The sequence below is a fragment of the Streptomyces sp. NPDC031274 genome, from assembly GCF_055570235.1.
The window spans coordinates 1-23,622 of sequence record NZ_JBVIHP010000005.1 but is presented as its reverse complement, the minus strand read 5'-3'; the positions used below and the strand labels follow the sequence as shown (position 1 = coordinate 23,622).

The window sequence follows — 23,622 nt, the reverse complement described above, 5'->3', positions numbered from 1 at the left end:
CCCCCGTACTCCCGTACCCCGTACCCCTGTACTCCCTTTCGCTCTGCGGGCTCGTCCTCAAACGCCGGACGGGCTGAGACGCGCCTGCGCCCAGTGACAGGCGACCTGCGTCTCGTCCCCGCCGGACAACACCGGCAGGTCCTCACTCCGGCAGCGGTCCGCCACCCCGGCGCTCTCCGCCTCACCCGAGGCGAGAACCTGGCAGCGCGCGTGGAACCGGCAGCCGCCGGGGATGCGGGACGGGTCCGGCGGCTCGCCCGTGAGGATCACCGGGGAGCCGGGAGCCTCCGGCAGGACCGACAACAGCGCCTGCGTGTACGGATGCTGAGGTGACGTCAGAACCTCCTCCACCGTCCCCGTCTCGACGATCCGGCCCAGGTACATCACCGCGACACGGTCGGCGATGTTCCAGGCGAGCCCCAGATCGTGCGTCACCACGAGCGCGGACAGGCCCAGTTCCTCGCGGAGCCTGAGCAGCAGCGCGAGGATCTCGCCGCGTACGGACGCGTCGAGCGAGGCCACCGGCTCGTCCGCGACGATCAGTTCGGGCTCCAGGACGAGCGCGCCGGCGATGACGACGCGCTGGCGCTGACCGCCCGACAGCTCGTGCGGATAGCGCAGGAAGAACCGATCGGGCGGACGCAGACCCGCCCGTGACAGGGCGTCCGCGACCGCCGCCCGCTCGTCGCCCCCGTACCCGTGGATGCGCAGGCCCTCCGCGACAGCCTCGTACACCGTGTGCCGCGGATTCAGCGACCCGCTGGGGTCCTGAAGGACCAGCTGGACGCGTTTGCGGTACGCCTTCAGGGCGCGGCCCGAGTAGTCGAGCGGCTTGCCGCCGAACGTCACCTTGCCGGACGTGGGCGACACCAGGCCGAGCAGGGAGCGGGCCAGGGTCGTCTTGCCGCAGCCCGACTCCCCGACCAGGGCCACGATCTCGCCCGGCTTGATGTCGAGGTCGACGCCGTCCACGGCCCGCGCGGGCGGCGCGCCACGGCGGCCGGGGAACGTGATGTGCAGGTCGCCCGCCGAGAGCAGGGGACCGGCGGAAAGCGGGGGATCAGCCGACAGCAGGGAATCATCGGTGGTCATGCGTCGCTGCTCCTCGGTGCTTGATCTGTCGGGGACGCGTAGGGCTCGCGGGGCTCACGGCGTCCGCTCCGCCGTCGTCGGTGCCGATGTCGGCTGCGCCGGAAGCTGCGCGCCCGCGTGCACGCATGCCGCGCGGTGCCGCGGACCCGCGTCCCGCAGCGCCTGGTCCTCCGTGGTGCAGGAGTCAAGGGCGACCTCGCAGCGCGGGTGGAACGTGCAGCCCGTGGGGAGCGCGGAGGGGTCGGGCGGGTCGCCGGGCAGGCCGCGCGGCGCGAAGCGGGACGCCGTGTCGCCGATGCGCGGGAAGGCGGCGGACAGGGCCTTTCCGTACGGATGCCGGGCGTTCTCGTAGACCTCGGAGGCCGGGCCCTCCTCCACGACGCGGCCCGCGTACATCACCGCGAGCCGGTCGCAGGTGTCGGAGAGCACCGCGAGGTCATGGCTGATCATGATCAGGCCCAGGTCCTGCTCGGCCACCAGCTGTTCGATCAGACGCAGGATCTGCGCCTGGATCATCACGTCCAGGGCGGTCGTCGGCTCGTCGGCGATGATCAGGCGCGGATCGCAGGCGAGCGCCATCGCGATCATCACGCGCTGACGCTGACCGCCCGAAAGCTCGTGCGGATACGCCTCCGCACGAGCGGCGGGCAGACCCACCTGTTCGAGCAGCTCCCCGGCCTTCTTCCGCGCGCCCGCCGGTGTCGCCTTCTTGTGCAGCAGGATCGGCTCGGTGATCTGGTCCCCGATGCGGTGCACGGCGTTGAGCGAGTGCATCGCGCCCTGGAAGACGATCGACGCGCCCGCCCAGCGGACCGCCCGGACCTGACCCCACTTCATGGCGAGGACGTCCTCGCCGTCGAGCAGGACCTCGCCGGTCACCTTCGTACCGGCGGGCAGCAGCCGCAGCAGCGCAAGGGCGAGCGTCGACTTGCCGCAGCCGGACTCGCCCGCGACGCCGAGCTTCTGGCCCGCGTCGACCGAGAGGTTCACGCCGCGCACGGCGGCCGCCCCTGACGCGTACGTCACTTCGAGATTTCTTACGTCGAGGAGGCGCTGTTCCGTCACCTGGGTCTCCGTCTCCGTCACTTCGGTCGAGCTGCTCAACGGGAGACCCCCAGCCTGGGGTTGAGCACGGACTCCACGGCGCGCCCGCACAGCGTGAACGCGAGTGCCACGACGGCGATGGCGAGTCCGGGCGGAGCGAGGTACCACCAGTCGCCCGCACTGACCGCGCCCGCCTCGCGCGCGTCCTGGAGCAGCCCGCCCCAGGAGACGCCCGTGGGGTCGCCGAGGCCAAGGAAGGCGAGCGTCGCCTCGGTGAGGATGGCGTTGGAGATGACGAGGGTGGTCTGCGCGAGGACGAGCGGCATGACGTTGGGCAGGACGTGCCGGGTCATGATGTGGCCGTGGCCGCCGCCGAGCGCCTGTGCGCGCTCGATGTACGGGCGCGACTCCACCGCCAGTGTCTGGGCGCGGACCAGGCGCGCGGTCGTCGGCCAGGTCGTCACGCCGATCGCCAGGATGATCGTCCAGATCGATCCGGACATCACCGCGGCGAGCGCGATGGCGAGCACCAGCGTCGGCATCACGAGGAACCAGTCGGTGACGCGCATGATGACGGTGGAGTACCAGCCCTTGAAGTGCCCTGCGGTGATCCCCACGAGGGTGCCGATGGTCACCGAGAGGACGGCGGCGAGCAGCCCGACGGTCAACGACATCCGTGCGCCGTACACCAGGAGCCCGAGCAGATCGCGCCCGAACTGATCGGTGCCGAGGGGGAATTCGCCGCTCGGTGACTCCATGGGCTTGCCCGGCGCGTCGGTCACGCTCTGCGCGTCCGAGCCGACGAGGAGCGGTGCGAAGACGGCGACGAGCGTGATCAGGACGAGTGCGACAAGCCCGAAGAGCCCGGCCTTGTGGGTGCGGTACTCACGCCAGAAACGGGCGGCCGAGTGCCGCCTGCGGGCCCAGGCGAGGGACCGCGCGCTCTTCAGCGGGGCCGTCGGCTGGGCGGTCGGCGGGGTGGTCGGTGCGGATTCGGTCGTCATCGGCCCACCCGGGGATCGAGCAACGGATAGATCACGTCGGCCAGGGTGTTCATCAGGATCACCGCGGCGGAGAAGATGAAGAACAGGCCTTGGACGAGGGGCAGGTCCGGCACGCTGAGCGCGGCGTAGAAGAGCCCGCCGAGCCCGGGCCAGGAGAAGACGGTCTCGACGAGGATCGCGCCCGCCACCACCGTGCCGAGGTTCACGAACATCAGCGTGACGGTGGGCAGCATCGCGTTGGGGACGGCATGGCGGCGACGTACGAGATCGTCCCGCAGCCCCTTGGCGCGGGCGGTCGTCAGATAGTCGCTCCCCATCTCGTCGAGGAGGGACGAGCGCATGACGAGGAGTGTCTGCGCGTATCCGACCGCCACCAGGGTGATGACGGGGAGCACCATGTGGTGTGCGACGTCGAGGACGTACGCGACGCCCGTCTCACCCCCCGATTCGAGTCCGCCGGTCGGGAAGAGCCCGGGGATGGGGCCGACCCCGACCGAGAAGGTGATGATGAGCAGGAGCCCGAGCCAGAAGGACGGCACGGAGTAGAGGGTGAGCGCGAGGCCCGTGTGGACGCGGTCCCCGAGCTGTCCGTTGCGCCAGGCCGTGCGGGTGCCGAGCCAGATGCCGATGAGGGTGTAGAGCACGAACGCGGTGCCGGTGAGCAGGAGCGTCGCGGGCAGCGCGTCGGTGATCTTGTCCATCACCGGCGTGTGGAACTGGTAGGAGGTGCCGAAGTCGCCGGTCAGCGCTTTGCCGCAGTAGTCGAAGAACTGCGTCATGACCGGCTGGTCGAGGCCGAACTCCTTGCGCATCGCGGCCAGCTGTTCGGCCGATACGCGCTTTCCGCCCGTCATCTGCTTCACCGGGTCGCCCGGGATCAGGCGGAACAGGAAGAAGCTGGTGACGAGGACGGCGAACAGCGAGACGGCGGCGCCGCCCAGCTTGCCCGCCACGTACAGGAGATAGGCGCGGGTGTTCCGGGCCCGGGGGCCGCGGGCCGACGGTCCGGCGAATACCGGATCGTCGGTCGCCGCGGCGCCCTCGGTGTCGAGCAGTGCGGGATTGCTGTCAGCGGTCATGCGTTACTCGCGGTCCTCTGCGGTCGAACGGCGGCGCAGGGCGAACAGGACTCCACCGCCGACGAGCACCACCGCGGCGGCGGCGATACCGATGATGACACCGGTCGAGCTTCCATCCTTGGAGGAACTCTTCCCATCCGCGGGCACCGCTGACCACCAGGACCAGTAACCGTCCTGGCCGTAGATGTTGCCCGCGGCCGTCGGCATGGTGGTGATGGACTTGATCTGGTCGGTGCGGTAGGCCTCTACGGCGTTCGGGTACGCCAGGATGTTCATGTACCCGGAGTCGTAGAGCCAGGACTGCATCTCCTTGACGGTCTTCGCGCGCTTGGCCGGGTCGTACTCGGCCAGCTGCTTGTTGTAGAGCTCGTCGTACTTCTTGTCGCAGATGAAGTTGTCCGTCGCGGCGCTCTCCTTGGCCTTCACCGGGAGCGCGTTGCAGGCGTGGATGCCGAGGACGAAGTCGGGGTCGGGGTTGACCGACCAGCCGTCGAAGGCGAGATCGTACTCACCCGCGTACCAGGGCACGGACACGTCATCGAGGCAGTTGACCTTGAGCCCGATCCCAAGATCCCCCCACCACTCCTTGAGGTACTTGCCCACGGCCTTGTCGTTCGGGTCGGTGGCGTGGCACAGGATGCGGAAGTCGAGTGGCTTGCCGTTCTTGCCGACGCGCTTGCCGTCGCTGTTCTTCTTGTAGCCCGCCTCGTCGAGGAGTTGGGCCGCCTTCTTGGGGTCGTACGACAGCTTCTGGTCGGCCGATGGCTTCCAGGCGTACTCGGAGAAGCGGGGCGGGATGTACCCCTCGCCCTCGACGGCCTGCCCCTGGAAGACCTTGTCGACCAGCGCCTGACGGTCGACGGAGAGGAAGAGCGCTTGGCGCACCCTCTTGTCCAGGAGGGCCTTGTTGCCGTCACCGAACTTTTTGCGGTCGCGGGTCTGGGCGCCGGGGTTGGTGGCGAGCGCGAAGAAGCGCCGCCCGGGCCCGTCGTTCACCTTGACGTTCTCGGTGCCCTTGAGCTCGGATGCCTGCGCCGGGGTGAGGGCGGGCTGGCCGGCCACGAAGGAGACCTCGCCCTTCTTGAGCGCCGCGACGGCCGCGTCCTGGTCCTTGTACGTCTTGAAGACCAGCTCGTCGAACTTGGGCGAACCGCGCCAGAAGTCCTTGTTGGCCTTCAGCTTCACGTACTGGTCGGTCTTGTAGTCGGTGAGGATGAAGGGTCCGTTGCCGACCATGGGGAAGGTCTTGTCGTTGTTGAACTTGCTGATGTCGCCGACCTTCTCCCACACGTGCTTCGGGACGATCGGCACGTCGAGCGCGGCCATGGTGGCCTGCGGCTTCTTCAGCTTGATGACCAGCTTGGTGGCGCTGGGAGCGGTCACCTTCTCGAAGTTGGCGACGAAGCCGGAGTTCGAGGTGGCGGTGCCTTCCTTGGACATCAGCTTGTTGAACGTCCAGGAGGCGTCCTCGGCGGTCGCCTTCTTGCCGTCCGACCACTTCGAGTTGTCCCGGATGGTGTACGTCCAGGTCAGCTTGTCCGCGGAGGGCTCCCACTTGGTGGCGAAGCCCGGGATCGCGTGGTTGTCCTTGGCGTCGTAGTTCGTCAGGTACTCGTACGTCAGGCGGTGGATGCTGGTGCTGAGCAGCCGCTGGGCGAGGAAGGGGCTGAGGGAGTCGACGCTCTGGGCCACCGCGACGGTGAGGGTCTGCTTGCCGTCCGCCTTGGCCTCGGCCTGTTGGGGCGCCACGTTGAGGGGGGTGGCGAGGCCTGCCGTCAGGGCGAGGGCGCCGACTGAGGCGGCCAGGACGAGACGGAGGCGCGCGGGCGCCTTCTTGGCTGCCTTCGGGGTGGGGTGAGACCGTGTTCTGCCGTGCTGATCTTGTGTATCCATGGGTCGGTGACCTCGCGTCATCGCTCGCGCAGAGATGGCTAGTTGATCAAGGAACGCCAGCTGGTTGATGTGTGTGTCTACCAGCGCCAGTCTGCGTCAGTCAACGGCAGGTGAACCCTATGTGGCCTGCGGAAATAACGAGTTGACCCGTATTTCATCCGCATTGGTCAAGACCTGTGAAGCGTGGCTGGTCGGGGGGTGATGGTGGGGGGAGGGGCAGGTGGGGAGTGTTGAGCTGCGGGGTTGCTTGCTCGGTGCTTGGTGAGGCTGCGGGGAAATCGGGTGGGTGGACGGGAAAGTCTGTTCGTCAGCGGAGACTGCGGGACGCCGGGGAACGGGACTGGGCCCGCACCAGGAGTCGGTGCGGGCCCAGTTGGAACAGGCGGAGGCTACTGCTGCGGCGTTTCCGGCGCCGGAGGCTGCTGCTGCGGCGGCTGATACGGCGCTCCGGGCTGGAACGGCTGCCCAGGCTGAACGGGCGGCGGCGCCTGCCCGCCCTGAGGCTGACCGGGAGGCATCTGCCCCGGCTGAGGCTGTCCCTGAGGCGCAGGCGCCTGGAGCGGCTGCCCCGGCCCCGGAGCCGCAGGCGCCTGCGGAGGGGCGGCGTTCTGCCACCCCTGCGGAGCCCCTGGCTGCTGCGGATACGGCTGCCCGCCGGGCTGCGGCTGGGGCTGTTGTTGCTGCGGCGGCTGAGGCTGAGGAGCGTAGGGCTGCTGGGGAGCGTAGGGCTGCTGGGGTGCCTGCCCAGGCTGGGGTGCCTGCCCAGGCTGGGGTGCCTGCCCACCGTACGGCTGCTGCCCAGGCGGGGGCGTCTGCTGCCCCTGTCCTCCAGGAACCTGCTGCCCGGGATACCCCCCCTGCCCTGGCAGCGGCGGAGCCACGACCGGAGGCGGATTCCCGTCGGAAGTCCAGAGCCCCTGCTGCTGCTGAGCCCGCACAAAGTCCTCCGCGACCATCGCGGAGAGGTTGAAGTACGCCTCCCGCACCTTCGGCCGCATCATGTCGAGATCAACCTCGGCACCCGCAGCAAGATGCTCATCGAACGGAATGACGACAACGCCCCGGCACCGCGTCTCGAAGTGCGACACGATGTCATCAACCTTGATCATCTTCCCGGTCTCCCGTACCCCGGAGATGACAGTGATCGACCGCGAGACAAGATCGGCGTACCCATGGGCCGACAGCCAGTCCAAGGTGGTGGACGCACTGCTGGCGCCATCCACGGACGGCGTGGAAATGATGATCAGCTGATCGGCGAGATCGAGAACGCCCCGCATGGCGCTGTAGAGCAACCCCGTACCCGAGTCGGTCAGGATGATCGGGTACTGCTTGCCGAGTACGTCGATCGCGCGTCGGTAGTCCTCGTCGTTGAACGTGGTCGACACCGCCGGATCGACGTCATTGGCGATGATCTCGAGCCCGGACGCGGCCTGCGAGGTGAAGCGCCGGATGTCCATGTACGAGTTGAGGTACGGGATCGCCTGGACGAGGTCACGGATGGTGGCCCCGGTCTCGCGGCGCACGCGGCGCCCGAGGGTGCCCGCGTCGGGGTTGGCGTCGATGGCGAGGATCTTGTCCTGCCGCTCGGTGGCGAGCGTAGAGCCGAGCGCGGTGGTGGTCGTGGTCTTACCGACACCACCCTTCAAGCTGATGACGGCGATGCGATAGCAGGACAGCACGGGAGTCCGGATGAGCTCCAACTTCCGCTGCCGCTCGGCCTCTTCCTTCTTGCCGCCGAGCTTGAACCGGGACCCACCGGCAGCGGGCCGACTGCTCTTGGCCTTCGGCTTGTTGTTGCGAAGCAGCCGGTCGGAGGAGAGCTCGACGGCGGCGGTGTAACCGAGCGGCGCCCCGGGGTTGGTCCGCTCCCGCTGATCGTGCTGCACGGCCTGCGGCCAGGCGGCACCGGTGCGGGGGTCGATGGGCGGCTGAGGCTGAGCCGGGGGCTGTGCCTGCGGCTGCGGCTGGGGCTGAGCTTGGGGCTGCTGCTGAGCCGGAAACGGCTGCTGCTGAGGTTGCTGGTGCTGGGGCTGCGGCTGTACAGGGGCAGGCGGCTGGGGCTGCGGTTGAGCTTGGGGCTGCTGCTGGGCCGGAAGAGGCTGCTGGGCCTGGGGTGCGGGCGACTGGGGGAAGCCGTAACTACCCTGCGGGGCAGGGGAGTTGGGGTTGGCCGGAGCGGGAGCGCCTTGCTGCGGGAATCCGTACCCGGTCGGCGGCACCGGGGCGGCACCCTGCTGAGGGAACCCGTAACTACCCTGCTGCGGAGGGGCGGAGGGACCAGGCGCAGAAGGACCGGCCTGCGGGAACCCGTACCCGGCAGGCGGAACGGGCGCTTGTGGGGCAGGCGCACCTTGCTGGGGGAACCCGTACCCACTCGGCGGCACCGGAGCGTCAGCAGTAGGCGCGGGCGTGGGCGTGACCGGTGACGGAGCCACCGGACCGGTGGGCGAGGGCCACGCCGGAGGCGCGATCTGAGGAGCAGGCGGCTGAACGGGCGCAGGTGCAGGTGCAGGCGCGGGCTCAGGCGCCGACTCGGCCTGCTGCGGCACAGGCGGCTGTACGGGCTCGGCGGCAGGCGTCGGCTCCGCGGTCGGCGGCATCGAGGCCTGAACAGGCACGGGCCACTGCGGCGCCGACGTGGGCGCTGCGGGCTGGAAGGCGGGCGGCAGCGGCGGAAGCCCACTGTGCGGCGCGGGCGGCGGAGTCCAGGAGGGCGGAACGGAGTCCTGCACGTCATCGACGGGCGCATCAGGCGCAGCGTCCTGAGGGGCGACATCGCCGATCTCATCGACGGCGTCGGCGGCATCGGCGCCGTCGACATCATCGGAATCGTCGGCGTCCGCACCAACAAGGCCCGAGATCTCATCGGCAGAGTCGACGCTCACATCGTCGGCGGCAGAAACGTCGCCGTCGTCGCGGCTGTCATCGCCGTCGTTGGAGGAGAGGTCGCTCTCGGCGACAACAGACGGCTCGGCGACCGAGTCATCAACCTCGTCCGAGGCATCCGCGTCTGCCGCTTCCGCGGTTTCGGCATCGCCCCGCGGAGCTTCCGCGGCGGCCCGCTCCTCGATCTCCCGCTTCAGGGCGACAGCCGAGAACCGCATGGTGGCGCCACTCTCAAGATCGCCACTGCTGTCGGCAACGGGCTCAGCGATGGGCGCGACCGAAGCGGGAGGCGCGGGCGCAGGCTCCGGCTCGACCTCCGGCTCAGGAGCAACCTCAGCCTCAGGCTCAGGCGCGACTTCAGGCGCAACCTCAGGCTTCGGAACAACACCGGTCACATGCACGGAGGAGGCGACACCAGCAACAGCACCGCTCCAGTCGGCAGCACCGCCCGAAGGCGAAGCGCCCTCAGGAGCAGCCGGAGCCGGAGAGGGGGAAGCTTCAGGAGGGGAGGCCGGAGCAGGCGTGAACGTGGGCGCGGGAGCAACCGGCGCAGCCCAGTCCGTCTGAGGCTGGAACCCGCTCCCCACAGGCAGCTTCGGCACAGCGGTGGGCCGCCCGACCGACGGAGCCGGAGGCTCAGGAGCAACGGGAGGAGTAACCGGCTCATCCGCAGCCGCGGGCGGAGGGATGGGTGGAGTGGCAGGCGAGGAGGCCGACGGAGACGCAGGCGACGCCGAAGGGGTCTCCCCCGCACTGCCGGACGCATTCTGCGTGTACCAGGCAGGAGGGGCGTAGTCGATGGTGAACTCGCCCGTCGTCTCGGCAGCGGACTCCGCGTCGGACTGATCATCGACGGGTGTGTCCCAGCCCCCGCGGATCTCGTCCCGATCGCTGTTCACAATGCCTCCTGGTGTGGTCGAGCACCCTCGTGCCGTGGTGGGGGGCGACCGTTCCTGTCGTCCGATCCGCCTTGGCTCTCCCCGTTGGGGACGCGCACCACCCACTCGCGGGTTCTGGCGTCGCGCCCAGTACCAGCCTAATCACCAAAACCACCAGCACGGCAGGGCAGCCCACCCCACGAATGCTGTCCTTTCCGTCACGCTCCCCACGAGAGTGATCCACGTATCCGAAACCATGACGGACAAATCCCTCAACAAGCGACAAGAGGCCGTCAATTCACGAGGCTGCCCGACGTCACCCGTCGCTGGGTCCACCTTCCGCGCCGTACCCAACAATCCGGTCTCGGTGTCCGTGACCTGCGCCTAACGTGCCCCGGGTCGCTAAAGCGCTCACGCGCGAAGCCCCGGAACTCCCGCTCCACGGAACGGCGTTGCTCATGGTTCCGCCCTCGCGGTGGATCGACGGCTTGCGCCTCGACGTACGATCGATCATTTGCTCCCCCCCGTCCTCAGGTAGATGTCCATGCACCCTTGCCCCTCCATAGATGTAGACAAGGACCTCACGACGTGAGCTTCGGCCCGCCTCCTTCTTCCTTCACCCAGTCCACGCTGGCGGCGGACGGAGCCCGCAGGATTCGTCGAAGACGGCTGATCGGCGTCCTGACCGCCGTCCTCGTCGCGGTGCTGTGCACCGGCGGCGGGCTCCTCTGGCTCGGGACCGGCGGCTCGACACCCGACGACGACAAGCCGGAGGCCGCACCGCAGGGCCGACTGGACGTCAGGGAGACGGTCGAGGAGCGGCCCGCGACCACGAGGGGCCAGATGGCCTTCCGGTTCTCGGTCGACGACATGAGCCCCGGCGAGGAGTACGAGACGCCGGGCACCTGGGCGACGGACAAGATCCTCGCCAAGGGCATCAACAGAACGCTCGTGGGCTTCAAGATCGGCAAAGACGCCTCCACGGGCGACGAGACCTGGCGTACGCCGCTCGCCGGCCCCATCTGCGGGCTCACCCGTCACGTGACCGTGGAAGCCCGCACCGCGGTGCTCCACAGGTCCAAGAACGATCCCGAAGCACCGTGCGATCACGTGGCCTTCGTCGACATCGACACGGGTGAAAAGGTCTGGGACAAGGAGTTCCCGACGTCCAGGACCGTGTTCGGACAGGATCCGACGAGCGTGTCGATGACTCGTGGCACGGTCGCCGTGACGTGGGGCAACGGCTCGTCGGCGTACGACATGGACACAGGGCACCGCCTGTGGAAGAAGGCCCGCGTCTCAGGCTGCGAGCACAGCGGCCTGGCGGGTGGGCGCGGCCTGCTCATGCTCTTGGACTGCGTCCACACCAAGACCACGACGTACCAGGTGCAGAAGCTGAACCCCCGAACCGGCGACGCGAAGTGGACGTACCGGGTCGCCGATGGAGTCAAGGGTGTCAATCTGCTGTCCGCCGAGCCCGCGGTCATCGCTCCTGCCGCAGGTGACATCCAGGCGACGCGCCTGATCTCGCTCGACGACCGCGGTAAGCGGCGCGCGACCATCGGGCTCGAAGGTGGTCATTACGTCGTCGATTGCGAGACCGCGACGGGCTTCGACGCGGTCGACAGCTGCCCCTCGACGGTGGTCAGTGACGACCAGGTCTTCGTCATGAGCCGCGAGGACCCGCATGGCGACATGGTCAACAACGCCAATCGCATCGTGTCCTTCGACCTCGCGACGGGCAAGACCGTCAAGAAGTTCGAGTCGGGGAGTGACCAGTTGCTCTACCCTCTGCGGATGAGCGGGGACCAGCTCCTTGCGTACCGGGAGAGCAGCGACCGCATCACACCCATGGGAGTGGTGAGCCTGAATCCACGGACCGCCAAGGAGACCCCTTACTTCTTCTTCGGCCTGCCCCTTGAAGGGTGGACGCTCGCCGATCTCGAACTGAGCGACATCGTGGTCCAGAACGGGCGGATCTTCTTCGGCAGCAGGCACGCGACAGGGCCCAGTGCCGAGAAGAAGAAGGAATGGTCGTGGCTGGTCGTCGGCATCGAGGGAGCGAAGCGGTAGATCCACTGGAACTCCGGAGATGCACGGGAACTCCGGAGATGCACGGGAACTCCGGAGATGCACGGGGACTCCGGAGATGCGCGGGGACCCCGGAGATCCACCGGAACTCCGGAGGTCCGCTCGGACGACGGCGTGAGCGCGACTCCGGGGGAGAGGGGTCAGCCCGCAGCCCGGCTGCCGTCGCGCGGCGCCGACTCCAGATCGAATTCCCCGTCCCTAGCTCCGAGCACAAAGGCCCGCCACTCCGCCTCGGTGTACCGCAGCACCGTCTCGGGCTCGATCGACGACCGCATGGCCACGGCGCCGTCCGGCAGGTACGCGATCTCGACCCGCTCCTCGTGCGCCTCGGTGCCCGGCGCGCTGTGCCACTTCACGCCGGAGATGTCGAGAGCGTAGAGCTCGTTCTTCTCCCGCTCCTTGCGTGCTGCGACGTCCTCGTCCTGAGCCTGGGCGCTCTTGCCCTCTGTCTTGCCCTCTGCCTCGGCCATGGTGCGCGGACCCCTCCCGTGCGAACGAACTGTCGGCTCAGCGTACTGGCGGGCCGCGGCGGGATACCGGGTATCGGATCACGTGCACACTTGTGGGGGTGGATGCGGTAAAGAGCACCGCCGTGCGGGCTGTCCCGGCCGCACTGGTACCCTGTCTAACGGCCGTATGTGTACGCGCCCCCAGACCCCCGAGGTCGAGACTCATCGAGACTCCGACCAAGGACCAGGATCTGAAGGCAGCCCCCAGCGGACCACGCCTCCCGAGTTACGGAAGCTCCCCTGAGATTGAGACCAGGGGCACTCGGTGGCCACGAAAAGACTACGAGGAGTAAGCGTGTCGCTCGACGCCGCTACGAAGAAGCAGATCATGACCGAGTTCGGCCAGAAGGAGGGCGACACCGGCTCCCCCGAGGTCCAGGTCGCCATGCTCTCGCGCCGTATCTCGGACCTGACCGAGCACCTCAAGACCCACAAGCACGACCACCACTCCCGTCGTGGTCTGCTGATCCTGGTCGGTCAGCGTCGCCGTCTGCTGCAGTACCTGGCCCGCAAGGACATCAAGCGCTTCCGTGCGCTGGTGGACCGGCTGGGCATCCGTCGCGGTGCGGCGGGCGCTAAGTAAGACATCGTGAAGGGGGCGGTTCCCACGCAAGAGGGGATCGCTCCCTTTGCTGTATGCGCAAACGTGCCGTACGTGAGGCATGCGGGCTCTACGTCATGCATGCATGCTCTACGTGATGGACACGTGCTCTACGTGCGAAGTGTCACCGGCGCTTTGTAGTCTGGTAGCACAACGTCATACGCACACTCATATCGGACTGGGCAGAATCGGACTGCACGGTCCAACGACGTAACGGCGTCGCACATGGCGACGAGACGACGTCACACCGAACGAGGAGAAGCGCACCTCCAGGAAAGCCGCCGCCGGTCCTCGGTAGTGGCCCCCGGGGTACAGGGAGAGCTTGAGCGTCGAGGAGAACTCGAGCATCGAGCCATCGAGTACCGCCCGGGTGCTTCGATCGAAGACCGGCCCGCACCAGAGGGCACTTCTCCGCACCGTCCCCGTGCCACACGGGCCCAGGGACGAAAGACGACAAGTAACGGAGAATTCACTAGTGGAGAACGAGACCCACTACGCCGAGGCTGTTATCGACAACGGCACTTTCGGCACCCGCACCATCCGCTTCGAGACGGGCCGCCTGGCCAAGCAGGCCGCAGGCTCCGCCGTCGCGTACCTGGACGACGACACCATGGTGCTGTCGGCCACCACCGCTTCCAAGCGGCCCAAGGACCAGCTCGACTTCTTCCCCCTCACGGTGGACGTCGAGGAGCGGCAGTACGCCGCCGGCAAGATCCCCGGTTCGTTCTTCCGTCGTGAGGGTCGCCCCTCCGAGGACGCGATCCTGACCTGCCGCCTGATCGACCGCCCGCTGCGTCCTTCCTTCAAGAAGGGCCTGCGCAACGAGATCCAGATCGTCGAGACGATCATGGCGCTCAACCCCGACCACCTGTACGACGTGGTCGCGATCAACGCCGCCTCCTGCTCCACGCAGCTGGCCGGCCTGCCCTTCTCGGGCCCGATCGGCGGCACGCGCGTGGCGCTCATCAAGGGCCAGTGGGTCGCCTTCCCGACGCACACCGAGCTCGAGGACGCCGTCTTCGACATGGTCGTCGCCGGTCGCGTCCTCGAGGACGGCGACGTCGCGATCATGATGGTCGAGGCCGAGGCCACCGAGAAGACCATCCAGCTCGTCAAGGACGGCGCGGAGGCCCCCACGGAGGAGGTCGTCGCCGCCGGTCTCGAGGCCGCGAAGCCCTTCATCAAGGCGCTCTGCAAGGCCCAGTCGGACCTCGCCGCCAAGGCCGCCAAGCCCACCGGCGAGTTCCCGGTCTTCCTGGACTACCAGGACGACGTCCTTGAGGCCCTGACGGCCGCCGTGAAGTCGGAGCTCTCGCAGGCCCTGACCATCGCCGGCAAGCAGGAGCGCGAGGCCGAGCTCGACCGCGTCAAGGAGATCGCCTCCGAGAAGCTGCTCCCGCAGTTCGAGGGCCGCGAGAAGGAGATCTCCGGTGCCTACCGCGCGCTGACCAAGAAGCTGGTCCGCGAGCGCGTCATCAAGGACAAGGTCCGCATCGACGGCCGTGGCGTCACGGACATCCGTACGCTCGCCGCCGAGGTCGAGGCCATCCCGCGCGTGCACGGTTCGGCGCTGTTCGAGCGTGGCGAGACCCAGATCCTGGGCGTCACCACCCTCAACATGCTCCGCATGGAGCAGCAGCTCGACACCCTCTCGCCGGTGACGCGCAAGCGCTACATGCACAACTACAACTTCCCGCCGTACTCGGTCGGCGAGACCGGCCGCGTCGGTTCGCCCAAGCGCCGCGAGATCGGCCACGGCGCGCTCGCCGAGCGCGCGATCGTGCCGGTGCTCCCCTCGCGCGAGGACTTCCCGTACGCGATCCGTCAGGTCTCCGAGGCCCTCGGTTCGAACGGCTCGACGTCCATGGGCTCGGTCTGCGCCTCCACGATGTCGCTGCTCAACGCTGGTGTGCCGCTGAAGGCCGCCGTCGCCGGTATCGCCATGGGTCTGATCTCCCAGGAGATCGACGGCCAGACGCACTACGTCGCCCTCACCGACATCCTCGGTGCGGAGGACGCGTTCGGTGACATGGACTTCAAGGTCGCCGGTACGAAGCAGTTCGTGACCGCGCTCCAGCTCGACACCAAGCTCGACGGCATCCCCGCCTCGGTCCTGGCCGCCGCGCTGAAGCAGGCCCGCGACGCGCGTCTGCACATCCTCGACGTGATGAACGAGGCGATCGACGTTCCGGACGAGATGTCCCCGAACGCGCCGCGCATCATCACCGTCAAGATCCCGGTGGACAAGATCGGTGAGGTCATCGGCCCGAAGGGCAAGATGATCAACCAGATCCAGGAGGACACCGGCGCCGACATCACGATCGAGGACGACGGCACCATCTACATCGGTGCCGCGCAGGGCTCGCAGGCCGAGGCCGCCCGTGCCACGATCAACGGCATCGCCAACCCGACCATGCCGGAGGTCGGCGAGCGCTACCTGGGTACGGTCGTCAAGACCACCACCTTCGGTGCGTTCGTGTCCCTGATGCCGGGCAAGGACGGTCTGCTGCACATCTCGCAGATCCGCAAGCTCGCCGGCGGCAAGCGCGTGGAGAACGTCGAGGACGTCGTCGGCGTGGGCCAGAAGGTCCAGGTCGAGATCGCCGAGATCGACTCCCGCGGCAAGCTCTCCCTCATCCCCGTGGTCGAGGGCGAAGAGGGCGACGAGACGAAGGACGACACCGACAAGTGACGTCGAGTAGCACCACGACGACGGCCCGCCCCTCTTCGGAGGGGCGGGCCGTCGCCCGTACCCAAACCCTCCTCAAGGGCAAGGACGGCATCGGCACGGTCCGCCGTACGACACTGCCGGGCGGCCTGCGCGTCGTCACCGAGACCCTGCCCTCCGTACGCTCGGCGACCTTCGGGATCTGGGCGAACGTCGGATCCCGCGACGAGACGCCGGCCCTGAACGGCGCCACGCACTACTTGGAGCACCTGCTCTTCAAGGGCACCAAGAAGCGCAGCGCCCTCGACATCTCGGCCGCGCTCGACGCGGTCGGCGGCGAGATGAACGCCTTCACGGCCAAGGAGTACACGTGCTACTACGCACGCGTGCTCGACACCGACCTGCCGCTCGCCATCGACGTCGTCTGCGACATGCTGACGGGCTCCCTGATCCTCCAGGAGGACGTCGACGCCGAGCGCGGCGTCATCCTCGAAGAGATCGCGATGACCGAGGACGACCCGGGCGACTGCGTGCACGATCTGTTCGCGCACACGATGCTCGGCGACACCCCTCTCGGCCGCCCCGTCCTGGGCACCGAGGAGACGGTCAACGCCCTCAACGCGGACCGGATCCGCCGCTTCTACAAGAAGCACTACGACCCGACCCATCTGGTCGTCGCGGCCGCGGGCAACGTCGACCACAACAAGGTCGTACGTCAGGTCCGTGCCGCCTTCGAGAAGGCAGGCGCCCTCCACCGCACCGACGCGACGCCGGTCATCCCGCGCCAGGGTTCACGCGCCCTGCGCACGGCGGGCCGCGTCGAGGTCATCAACCGCAAGACCGAGCAGGCCCACGTCATCCTCGGCATGCCGGGCCTGGCCCGCACGGACGAGCGCCGCTGGGCCATGGGCGTCCTGAACACCGCCCTGGGCGGCGGCATGTCGTCCCGCCTCTTCCAGGAGGTCAGGGAGAAGCGCGGCCTGGCCTACAGCGTGTACTCGTACACGTCGGGCTTCGCCGACACCGGCCTCTTCGGTGTGTACGCGGGCTGCCGTCCGAGCCAGGTGCACGACGTACTGAAGATCTGCCGCGACGAACTCGACCAGGTCGCGCAGAACGGCCTGAGCGACGACGAGATCGGCCGTGCGATCGGCCAGCTCGCGGGCTCCACCGTCCTCGGCCTCGAGGACACCGGCGCGCTGATGAACCGTATCGGCAAGAGCGAACTGTGCTGGGGCGAACAGATGTCGGTCGACGACATGCTGGCCAGGATCGCGGCGGTCACCCCGGACGACGTCCGTGAGGTCGCCCGCGATGTCCTCGGCCACCGTCCGTCGCTCTCGGCCATCGGCCCGCTCAAGGACAAGCAGGCCGCCCGTCTGCACGACGCGGTCTCCTAAACCCCTTAAACCCCTTAAGGAATCAGGCACATGAGCAAGCTGCGCGTGGCGGTCGTCGGAGCCAAGGGCCGGATCGGCTCCGAGGCCGTCCGAGCCGTCGAAGCCGCCGACGACCTGGAACTGGTCGCCGCCCTCGGCCGGGGCGACTCGCTGGACACGCTGGTGGAGACCGGCGCCCAGGTCGTGGTCGAACTGACCAACCCCGACGCGGTGATGGGCAACCTGGACTTCTGCGTGCGGCACGGCATCCACGCCGTGGTCGGTACGACGGGCTGGACGGACGAGCGCGTCGCGCAGCTGGAGGCCTCGCTGGCCGCATCGCCGAAGACGGGCGTCCTGATCGCCCCGAACTTCTCCATCGGCGCTGTCCTCACCATGAAGTTCGCGCAGATCGCGGCGCCGTACTTCGAGTCCGTCGAGGTCGTCGAGCTGCACCACCCGAACAAGGCCGACGCCCCCAGCGGCACCGCCACCCGCACCGCCCAGCTCATCGCCGAGGCCCGCAGGGAGGCGGGCAGCGCCCCGCAGCCCGACGCCACCTCGACGGCGCTGGACGGCGCCCGCGGCGCGGACGTCGACGGCGTGCCGGTGCACTCCGTGCGCCTGCGCGGCCTCCTGGCGCACCAGGAGGTGCTGCTCGGAGGTGAGGGCGAGACCCTCACCGTCCGGCACGACTCGCTGCACCACAGCAGCTTCATGCCGGGCATCCTGCTCGGCGTACGGCGGGTGGTGAGCACTCCGGGCCTGACCTTCGGCCTGGAACACTTCCTGGACCTGAACTGACGCGGGCCGAACCGAGCTGAACTGACCCTCATGCGAGCAAAGATCACTTACGCCGTCACGGCTGCCGTTCTGGTCGTCTACTTCGTCCTGGTCGGCAGCCGCGGCGTGCTCCTGATACAGCACGGCACCGCCCTCACCATCACGTTCGGTGTGGCGGTGCTCATCCTGCCGTTCATCGGCGTCTGGTTCCTCTGGAAGAACACCCAGTTCGTCCAGCGCGCCAACCGCCTCGCCGCGGTTCTTGAAGCCGAAGGCGGCCTGCCCGTCGACGAGTTGAAGCGCACGCCCGGCGGCCGCATCGACCGCGACTCGGCCGACGAGGTCTTCGCGCGGCGCAAGGCCGAGACCGAGGACTCACCGGACGACTGGCGGTGCTGGTTCCGCCTCGCCGTCGCCTATCACGACGCCCGGGACACCCCGCGCGCGCGACAGGCGATGCAGCGCGCGATCGCGCTGCATGCCGGTCGGCCGGTGAACGCCTGACTCAGGCGGTGGGCCGGTACTCGTCGGCCCACACCTCGATGGAGTCGGCCGCCCGGTTGAAGGCCGCGTGCCGGGCCAGGAAGTCGGCATTGCGGTCGGTGAGCAACGGAGACTGGCCCCCGGCCCGCTGATCGCGCTGTACGAGGATGAGCGCCTGCCCCTGCACGGTGCGGGGCAGCCCGAGCCACCGCACGGGCTGCTGCGTCGTACGCACCGTCACGACCTGCGCCCACGGCACGGTCTGCGTCGTCAGGAAAGCCACCCGACGCAACCCGTGTGCGCTCACCCAGGTGCCCATCCGCAGCAGCCGCAGCGCGCTCACGATGACGGCCACCGCGAGTCCCGCGCAGATCGCGGCACCCGCCAGCGAGTCCGCGAACGCGATGATCACGGCGGCGACGAGGACGAACGCGGCGAGCAGCAGAAGCAGCGCGGCCGCTCCCACCCGCCACGGGCCCGGCCGGTAGGGCCGGCGCCAGTGGTCGCGGTCGTCGAACGGCAGCGCGACGTCGTCCGCCGTCTCGTCAAAGGCGCGGTCCGCCGTCAGGAAGGGCAGGGGCACGACTGAATCCTCACTCGATCCACGCACGGGCTGTGCCCGGTGAGGCTACCGAGCCCGGCTCCGGCCGACCACCCTTGGGGGGCCAAGGGGGTGCCTCCCACGCCTTTGGGGCAGTGGGGGAGAGTCAGGGGCCTGCTGGGGTCGTCATCGACCGTTCGCGGCTTCGGACTGCTGGGTCTGTGCGGGTGACTGCTCGGGCGACAGGGCGGGCACGCCGACCAGCAGGGAACCCGCGAGTCCGGCGACCACGACCAGGCCGACCAGGGTGCGGCCCACGACCTGAGAGGTCGACGGGCGCTCTCGGGGTGGGGGAGTGACATTGCTGCGGAACTGGTCGGCTTCGGCGATGAAGGCGAACGGGACGGGCTCGCGCCGACGGAACATGGGGTGCGCTTCTCCTCACGCGACTCGAACGTAACTCTGTTGTCTATACAGACGCTCGAAAGACCCAAATGGTGCCCGGTTTCGCCAAATTCGCCGAAGATTGTCGTGGCGAGACACCGAACGGCCGATTGTCAGTGCCGGGCCATAGAGTGGGCGCCGCCCGAGTGATGCACATGGAAGGACCCCCGCCAGTGAGCGAGACCCCCACCGAAGACCTCAAGCCCAGCTTCCGCAGCGAGGTCACCGTCGAGCTGGTGAAGCATGCCGCGACCGACTCCGACGTCCTGTGGGCCGCCCGCGTCTCCACTGCCGGTGAGCAGTCCCTTGAGGAGCTCCAGAAGGACCCGGAGCGCTCGAAGGGCCTGATCAACTACCTGATGCGGGACCGCCACGGCAGCCCCTTCGAGCACAACTCGATGACGTTCTTCATCAGCGCCCCGATCTTCGTCTTCCGCGAGTTCATGCGGCACCGCGTCGGCTGGTCGTACAACGAGGAATCGGGCCGCTACAGGGAGCTCGAGCCGACGTTCTACGTCCCCGACGAGTCCCGCAAGCTGGTCCAGGAAGGCCGCCCCGGGAAGTACGTCTTCGTGGAGGGCACCCAGGCCCAGCAGGAGCTCACGACCCGCGTCATGGAGGACTCGTACGTCAAGGCGTACGAGGCCTACCAGGAGATGCTCGCCGCAGGCGTCGCCCGCGAGGTCGCCCGCGCGGTCCTGCCGGTCGGCCTCTTCTCGTCGATGTACGCGACGTGCAACGCCCGTTCGCTGATGCACTTCCTCGGCCTGCGTACGCAGCACGAGCTCGCCAAGGTCCCGTCCTTCCCGCAGCGGGAGATCGAGATGGTCGGCGAGAAGATGGAGGAGCACTGGGCCAAGCTCATGCCCCTCACGCACGCGGCCTTCAACGGCAATGGACGTGTGGCTCCGTAAGGCGCTCGTGTGGCTCCGTAAGGCACTGATGTACGGGTGGGCTGAGCGAGGTGTCCGTATTGCGGCATTTCGGGAAGTTCATCTAGCCTGATCAAACGGACCCGGCACTGCTTGAACCCCCGAGCAGGCAGTGCCGGGCTCCTCACTTGTCAGGTCCGCACACATCCCCCGAGGGGGGACCACGCGTTGAGCAGCGAGTAGCGTGTTACCCATGGCTCCGACCTCCACTCCGCAGACCCCCTTCGGGAGGGTCCTCACCGCCATGGTCACGCCCTTTACGGCGGACGGCGCACTTGACCTCGACGGCGCGCAGCGGCTCGCCGCCCACTTGGTGGACGCAGGCAACGACGGCCTCGTCATCAACGGCACCACTGGTGAGTCCCCGACCACCAGTAACGCGGAGAAAGCCGAGCTCGTACGAGCAGTGGTGGAAGCGGTCGGAGACCGGGCCCATGTCGTCGCGGGCGTCGGCACGAACGACACCCGCCACAGCATCGAGCTCGCCCGTGACGCGGCTCGTGTAGGCGCCCACGGCCTCCTGACGGTCACGCCGTACTACAACAAGCCCCCGCAAGAGGGCCTGCTCCGGCACTTCACCGCGATCGCCGACAGCACCGAGCTGCCGGTCATGCTCTACGACATCCCCGGCCGCAGTGGCGTACCGATCAATACCGAGACGATCGTGCGCCTCGCCCAGCACCCGCGGATCGTCGCCAACAAGGACGCCAAGGGCGACCTCGGCCGCGCCAGCTGGGCCATCGCCCGCTCCGGCCTGGCCTGGTACTCCGGCGACGACATGCTGAACCTCCCGCTGCTCTCCGTGGGCGCCTGCGGCTTCGTCTCCGTCGTGAGCCACGTGGTCACCCCGGAACTGCGCGCGATGCTCGACGCGTACTCCACGGGAGACGTGCAGAAGGCCACCGAGATCCACCAGAAGCTACTCCCGGTCTTCACCGGCATGTTCCGCACGCAGGGCGTGATCACCACCAAGGCGGCGCTCACCCTGCAGGGCCGCCCCGCGGGCCCGCTGCGGCTGCCCCTGGTCGAACTGTCGCCCGACGAGACGGCCCAGCTCAAGATCGATCTCGCCGCCGGCGGGGTACAGCTCTAACCACAGACTTCACAACTGAATACGCGAAACACCGCGGGACACCGACTGACACGGTCCTGCACCCACACCAAACAACTGCTACTGCACGAACGTCATGCGCGCCACGTGCCCTGGAGGTACGTGGCGCGTGTGGTGAGGAGAGTCTTTTGAGTCATCCGCATCCTGAACTCGGCGCCCCGCCGAAGCTCCCGAAGGGCGGCCTGCGGGTCACCCCGCTCGGCGGCCTCGGCGAGATCGGCCGCAACATGACCGTCTTCGAGTACAACGGTCGCCTGCTGATCGTCGACTGCGGAGTGCTCTTCCCCGAGGAGGAGCAGCCCGGAATCGACCTGATCCTGCCGGACTTCACGTCCATCAGGGACCGCCTCGACGACATCGACGGCATCGTGCTCACGCACGGCCACGAGGACCACATCGGCGGTGTCCCCTATCTCCTTCGCGAGAAGCCGGACATCCCGCTGATCGGCTCCAAGCTGACCCTCGCGCTCATCGAGGCGAAGCTCCAGGAGCACCGCATCCGCCCCTACACGCTCGAGGTCGTCGAGGGCGACCGCGAGCGTCTTGGCCCGTTCGACTGTGAATTCGTCGCGGTCAACCACTCCATCCCGGACGCCCTGGCCGTCGCCGTCCGCACCCCCGCGGGCATGGTCGTCGCCACCGGCGACTTCAAGATGGACCAGCTGCCGATGGACGGCCGCCTCACCGACCTGCACGCGTTCGCGCGACTGAGCGAGGAGGGCATCGACCTCCTTCTCTCCGACTCGACGAACGCCGAGGTCCCGGGCTTCGTCCCGCCGGAGCGCGACATCTCGAACGTGATCCGGGGCGTCTTCGCCGGTGCCCAGAAGCGGATCATCGTCGCGAGCTTCGCCAGCCACGTCCACCGCATCCAGCAGATCCTGGACGCGGCGCACGAGTACGGCCGCAGGGTCGCCTTCGTGGGCCGCTCGATGGTCCGCAACATGGGCATCGCGAGGGACCTCGGTTATCTGAAGGTGCCGCCGGGCCTGGTGGTCGACGTCAAGACGCTCGACGATCTGCCCGACAGCCAGGTCGTGCTCGTCTGCACGGGCTCGCAGGGTGAGCCGATGGCCGCCCTCTCCCGGATGGCCAACCGCGACCACCAGATCCGCATCGTCCAGGGCGACACGGTGATCCTGGCGTCGTCGCTGATCCCCGGCAACGAGAACGCGGTCTACCGCGTGATCAACGGCCTGACCCGCTGGGGCGCGAACGTCGTCCACAAGGGCAACGCCAAGGTGCACGTCTCCGGCCACGCGTCGGCCGGCGAGCTCCTGTACTTCTACAACATCTGCAAGCCCAAGAACCTGATGCCGGTGCACGGCGAATGGCGCCACCTGCGTGCCAACGCCGAGCTGGGCGCCCTCACCGGCGTCCCGCACGACCGCATCGTGATCGCCGAGGACGGCGTCGTCGTCGACCTCGTCGAGGGCAAGGCGAAGATCGTCGGCAAGGTCCAGGCGGGATACGTGTACGTGGACGGCCTCTCCGTGGGCGATGTCGGCGAGCCCGCGCTGAAGGACCGCAGGATCCTCGGGGACGAGGGCATCATCTCGGTCTTCGTAGTGGTGGACTCCAGCACCGGCAAGATCACCGGGGGCCCGCACATCCAGGCCCGCGGCTCGGGCATCGAGGACTCGGCCTTCTCGGCGGTCATGCCGAGGGTCCAGGAGGTCCTGGAGAAGTCGGCCCAGGACGGCGTCGTAGAGCCCCACCAGCTGCAGCAACTCATCCGCCGCACGCTGGGCAAGTGGGTCTCGGACAACTACCGCCGACGCCCGATGATCCTTCCCGTGGTCGTCGAGGTCTGACCCGACACTGCGTCAGTTCCGGAGCGGGGCGCCTCGATTTGCATCGGGGAGCCCCGCTCCAGTACGTTTACGTCTCCGCCTGAACGGGAAGCACCCCGCACTCACGTGCCCGGAGCAACCCAAACAGGGCGGGGAAATTCCGACTCAGAATCTCTGATAAAGTCGGAGCCGCCGGAAAGGGAAACGCGAAAGCCGAAAGGCCGGAGCGGAAACCTGAAAGGCACCGAGGAAAATCGGACACGAAAGAGTCTGATAGAGTCGGAAACGCAAGAACAGCAAGAACAAAATGAAACACCGAAGGGAAGCGCCCGGAGGAAAGCCCGAGAGGGTGAGTACAAAGGAAGCGTCCGTTCCTTGAGAACTCAACAGCGTGCCAAAAGTCAACGCCAG

18 protein-coding genes are annotated in these 23,622 nt (G+C 68.2%); 9 read left to right on the top strand and 9 right to left on the bottom strand.

The features are described 5' to 3' along the window. Positions 1 to 57: 57 nt before the first annotated feature. The 6 genes from ACZ5CR_RS10130 to ACZ5CR_RS10105 form a co-directional block, all read right to left on the bottom strand. The gene (locus tag ACZ5CR_RS10130) at positions 58 to 1,092 is read right to left on the bottom strand and encodes an ABC transporter ATP-binding protein (RefSeq protein ID WP_468855573.1); all 1,035 of its coding nucleotides are present in this window, start codon (positions 1,090 to 1,092) and stop codon (positions 58 to 60) included. Between the two features lie 54 nt (positions 1,093 to 1,146). Then, the gene (locus ACZ5CR_RS10125) at positions 1,147 to 2,196 is read right to left on the bottom strand and encodes an ABC transporter ATP-binding protein (RefSeq protein ID WP_468855571.1); all 1,050 of its coding nucleotides are present in this window, start codon (positions 2,194 to 2,196) and stop codon (positions 1,147 to 1,149) included. Continuing rightward, complete coding sequence (locus ACZ5CR_RS10120; protein ID WP_468855569.1) at positions 2,193 to 3,140, bottom strand: ABC transporter permease; 948 nt, start codon at positions 3,138 to 3,140, stop codon at positions 2,193 to 2,195. The genes ACZ5CR_RS10125 and ACZ5CR_RS10120 overlap by 4 nt, the downstream gene beginning before the upstream one ends. Then, entirely contained in the window at positions 3,137 to 4,219 is a 1,083-nt protein-coding gene (locus ACZ5CR_RS10115) for an ABC transporter permease (RefSeq protein WP_468855566.1), read from the bottom strand. Before ACZ5CR_RS10115 ends, ACZ5CR_RS10120 begins: the two co-directional genes overlap by 4 nt. Positions 4,220 to 4,222: 3 nt before the next feature. After that, positions 4,223 to 6,112, bottom strand: a complete 1,890-nt coding sequence (locus ACZ5CR_RS10110; RefSeq protein ID WP_468855564.1) for an ABC transporter substrate-binding protein — start codon at positions 6,110 to 6,112, stop codon at positions 4,223 to 4,225. 389 nt (positions 6,113 to 6,501) lie between these two features. Beyond that, positions 6,502 to 9,897: an SCO5717 family growth-regulating ATPase gene (locus tag ACZ5CR_RS10105; protein WP_468855563.1), complete on the bottom strand. Its 3,396-nt coding sequence runs from the start codon at positions 9,895 to 9,897 to the stop codon at positions 6,502 to 6,504. A gap of 567 nt (positions 9,898 to 10,464) precedes the next feature. On the opposite strand from ACZ5CR_RS10105, the gene ACZ5CR_RS10100 reads away from it, so the two are divergent. Continuing rightward, positions 10,465 to 11,949 carry an outer membrane protein assembly factor BamB family protein gene (locus ACZ5CR_RS10100; RefSeq protein WP_468855561.1) on the top strand — a complete coding sequence of 495 codons (1,485 nt, stop codon included), beginning with the start codon at positions 10,465 to 10,467 and terminating at the stop codon, positions 11,947 to 11,949. A gap of 158 nt (positions 11,950 to 12,107) precedes the next feature. Here ACZ5CR_RS10100 and ACZ5CR_RS10095 read toward each other — a convergent pair whose 3' ends face one another. Then, positions 12,108 to 12,437, bottom strand: a complete 330-nt coding sequence (locus tag ACZ5CR_RS10095; RefSeq protein ID WP_468855559.1) for a DUF397 domain-containing protein — start codon at positions 12,435 to 12,437, stop codon at positions 12,108 to 12,110. A 334-nt stretch (positions 12,438 to 12,771) separates the two neighbouring features. Here ACZ5CR_RS10095 and rpsO point away from each other — a divergent pair, with 334 nt between their 5' ends. From rpsO to ACZ5CR_RS10070, 5 genes are all read left to right on the top strand, one after another. After that, complete coding sequence (rpsO, locus tag ACZ5CR_RS10090) at positions 12,772 to 13,059, top strand: 30S ribosomal protein S15 (protein ID WP_383273224.1); 288 nt, start codon at positions 12,772 to 12,774, stop codon at positions 13,057 to 13,059. A 493-nt stretch (positions 13,060 to 13,552) separates the two neighbouring features. Continuing rightward, positions 13,553 to 15,769 (top strand): polyribonucleotide nucleotidyltransferase, encoded by a 2,217-nt coding sequence (locus ACZ5CR_RS10085; RefSeq protein WP_468855557.1) that lies wholly within the window; start codon positions 13,553 to 13,555, stop codon positions 15,767 to 15,769. Further along, positions 15,766 to 17,145, top strand: coding sequence for a M16 family metallopeptidase (locus ACZ5CR_RS10080; protein ID WP_468855554.1), 1,380 nt, complete (start codon positions 15,766 to 15,768; stop codon positions 17,143 to 17,145). Before ACZ5CR_RS10085 ends, ACZ5CR_RS10080 begins: the two co-directional genes overlap by 4 nt. Positions 17,146 to 17,175: 30 nt before the next feature. Further along, complete coding sequence (gene dapB / locus ACZ5CR_RS10075) at positions 17,176 to 17,928, top strand: 4-hydroxy-tetrahydrodipicolinate reductase (RefSeq protein WP_468855553.1); 753 nt, start codon at positions 17,176 to 17,178, stop codon at positions 17,926 to 17,928. Between the two features lie 30 nt (positions 17,929 to 17,958). Further along, positions 17,959 to 18,411 carry a hypothetical protein gene (locus ACZ5CR_RS10070; RefSeq protein WP_468855551.1) on the top strand — a complete coding sequence of 151 codons (453 nt, stop codon included), beginning with the start codon at positions 17,959 to 17,961 and terminating at the stop codon, positions 18,409 to 18,411. Between the two features lies 1 nt (position 18,412). Here ACZ5CR_RS10070 and ACZ5CR_RS10065 read toward each other — a convergent pair whose 3' ends face one another. Together ACZ5CR_RS10065 and ACZ5CR_RS10060 are read right to left on the bottom strand one after the other, a co-directional pair. Then, positions 18,413 to 18,973, bottom strand: a complete 561-nt coding sequence (locus tag ACZ5CR_RS10065; protein WP_468855548.1) for a hypothetical protein — start codon at positions 18,971 to 18,973, stop codon at positions 18,413 to 18,415. Between the two features lie 144 nt (positions 18,974 to 19,117). Next, complete coding sequence (locus ACZ5CR_RS10060) at positions 19,118 to 19,357, bottom strand: hypothetical protein (protein WP_468855545.1); 240 nt, start codon at positions 19,355 to 19,357, stop codon at positions 19,118 to 19,120. 191 nt (positions 19,358 to 19,548) lie between these two features. Here ACZ5CR_RS10060 and thyX point away from each other — a divergent pair, with 191 nt between their 5' ends. The 3 genes from thyX to ACZ5CR_RS10045 all read left to right on the top strand — a co-directional run bounded on the left by thyX (position 19,549) and on the right by ACZ5CR_RS10045 (position 23,232). Further along, positions 19,549 to 20,289 (top strand): FAD-dependent thymidylate synthase, encoded by a 741-nt coding sequence (thyX, locus tag ACZ5CR_RS10055; protein ID WP_453538642.1) that lies wholly within the window; start codon positions 19,549 to 19,551, stop codon positions 20,287 to 20,289. 211 nt (positions 20,290 to 20,500) lie between these two features. Beyond that, positions 20,501 to 21,400 carry a 4-hydroxy-tetrahydrodipicolinate synthase gene (gene dapA, locus ACZ5CR_RS10050; RefSeq protein WP_468855543.1) on the top strand — a complete coding sequence of 300 codons (900 nt, stop codon included), beginning with the start codon at positions 20,501 to 20,503 and terminating at the stop codon, positions 21,398 to 21,400. Between the two features lie 146 nt (positions 21,401 to 21,546). Continuing rightward, positions 21,547 to 23,232 carry a ribonuclease J gene (locus tag ACZ5CR_RS10045; RefSeq protein ID WP_468855541.1) on the top strand — a complete coding sequence of 562 codons (1,686 nt, stop codon included), beginning with the start codon at positions 21,547 to 21,549 and terminating at the stop codon, positions 23,230 to 23,232. Positions 23,233 to 23,622 lie beyond the last annotated feature (390 nt).

What these genes read in the sequence shown, in the direction of transcription:
- ACZ5CR_RS10130 (WP_468855573.1), bottom strand. Translation starts at nt 1,092, where the DNA reads ATGACCACCGATGATTCCCTGCTGTCGGCTGATCCCCCGCTTTCCGCC.
- ACZ5CR_RS10120 (WP_468855569.1), bottom strand. Translation starts at nt 3,140, where the DNA reads ATGACGACCGAATCCGCACCGACCACCCCGCCGACCGCCCAGCCGACG.
- ACZ5CR_RS10115 (WP_468855566.1), bottom strand. Translation starts at nt 4,219, where the DNA reads ATGACCGCTGACAGCAATCCCGCACTGCTCGACACCGAGGGCGCCGCG.
- ACZ5CR_RS10110 (WP_468855564.1), bottom strand. Translation starts at nt 6,112, where the DNA reads ATGGATACACAAGATCAGCACGGCAGAACACGGTCTCACCCCACCCCG.
- ACZ5CR_RS10095 (WP_468855559.1), bottom strand. Translation starts at nt 12,437, where the DNA reads ATGGCCGAGGCAGAGGGCAAGACAGAGGGCAAGAGCGCCCAGGCTCAG.
- dapB (WP_468855553.1), top strand. Translation starts at nt 17,176, where the DNA reads ATGAGCAAGCTGCGCGTGGCGGTCGTCGGAGCCAAGGGCCGGATCGGC.
- ACZ5CR_RS10070 (WP_468855551.1), top strand. Translation starts at nt 17,959, where the DNA reads ATGCGAGCAAAGATCACTTACGCCGTCACGGCTGCCGTTCTGGTCGTC.
- ACZ5CR_RS10060 (WP_468855545.1), bottom strand. Translation starts at nt 19,357, where the DNA reads ATGTTCCGTCGGCGCGAGCCCGTCCCGTTCGCCTTCATCGCCGAAGCC.
- dapA (WP_468855543.1), top strand. Translation starts at nt 20,501, where the DNA reads ATGGCTCCGACCTCCACTCCGCAGACCCCCTTCGGGAGGGTCCTCACC.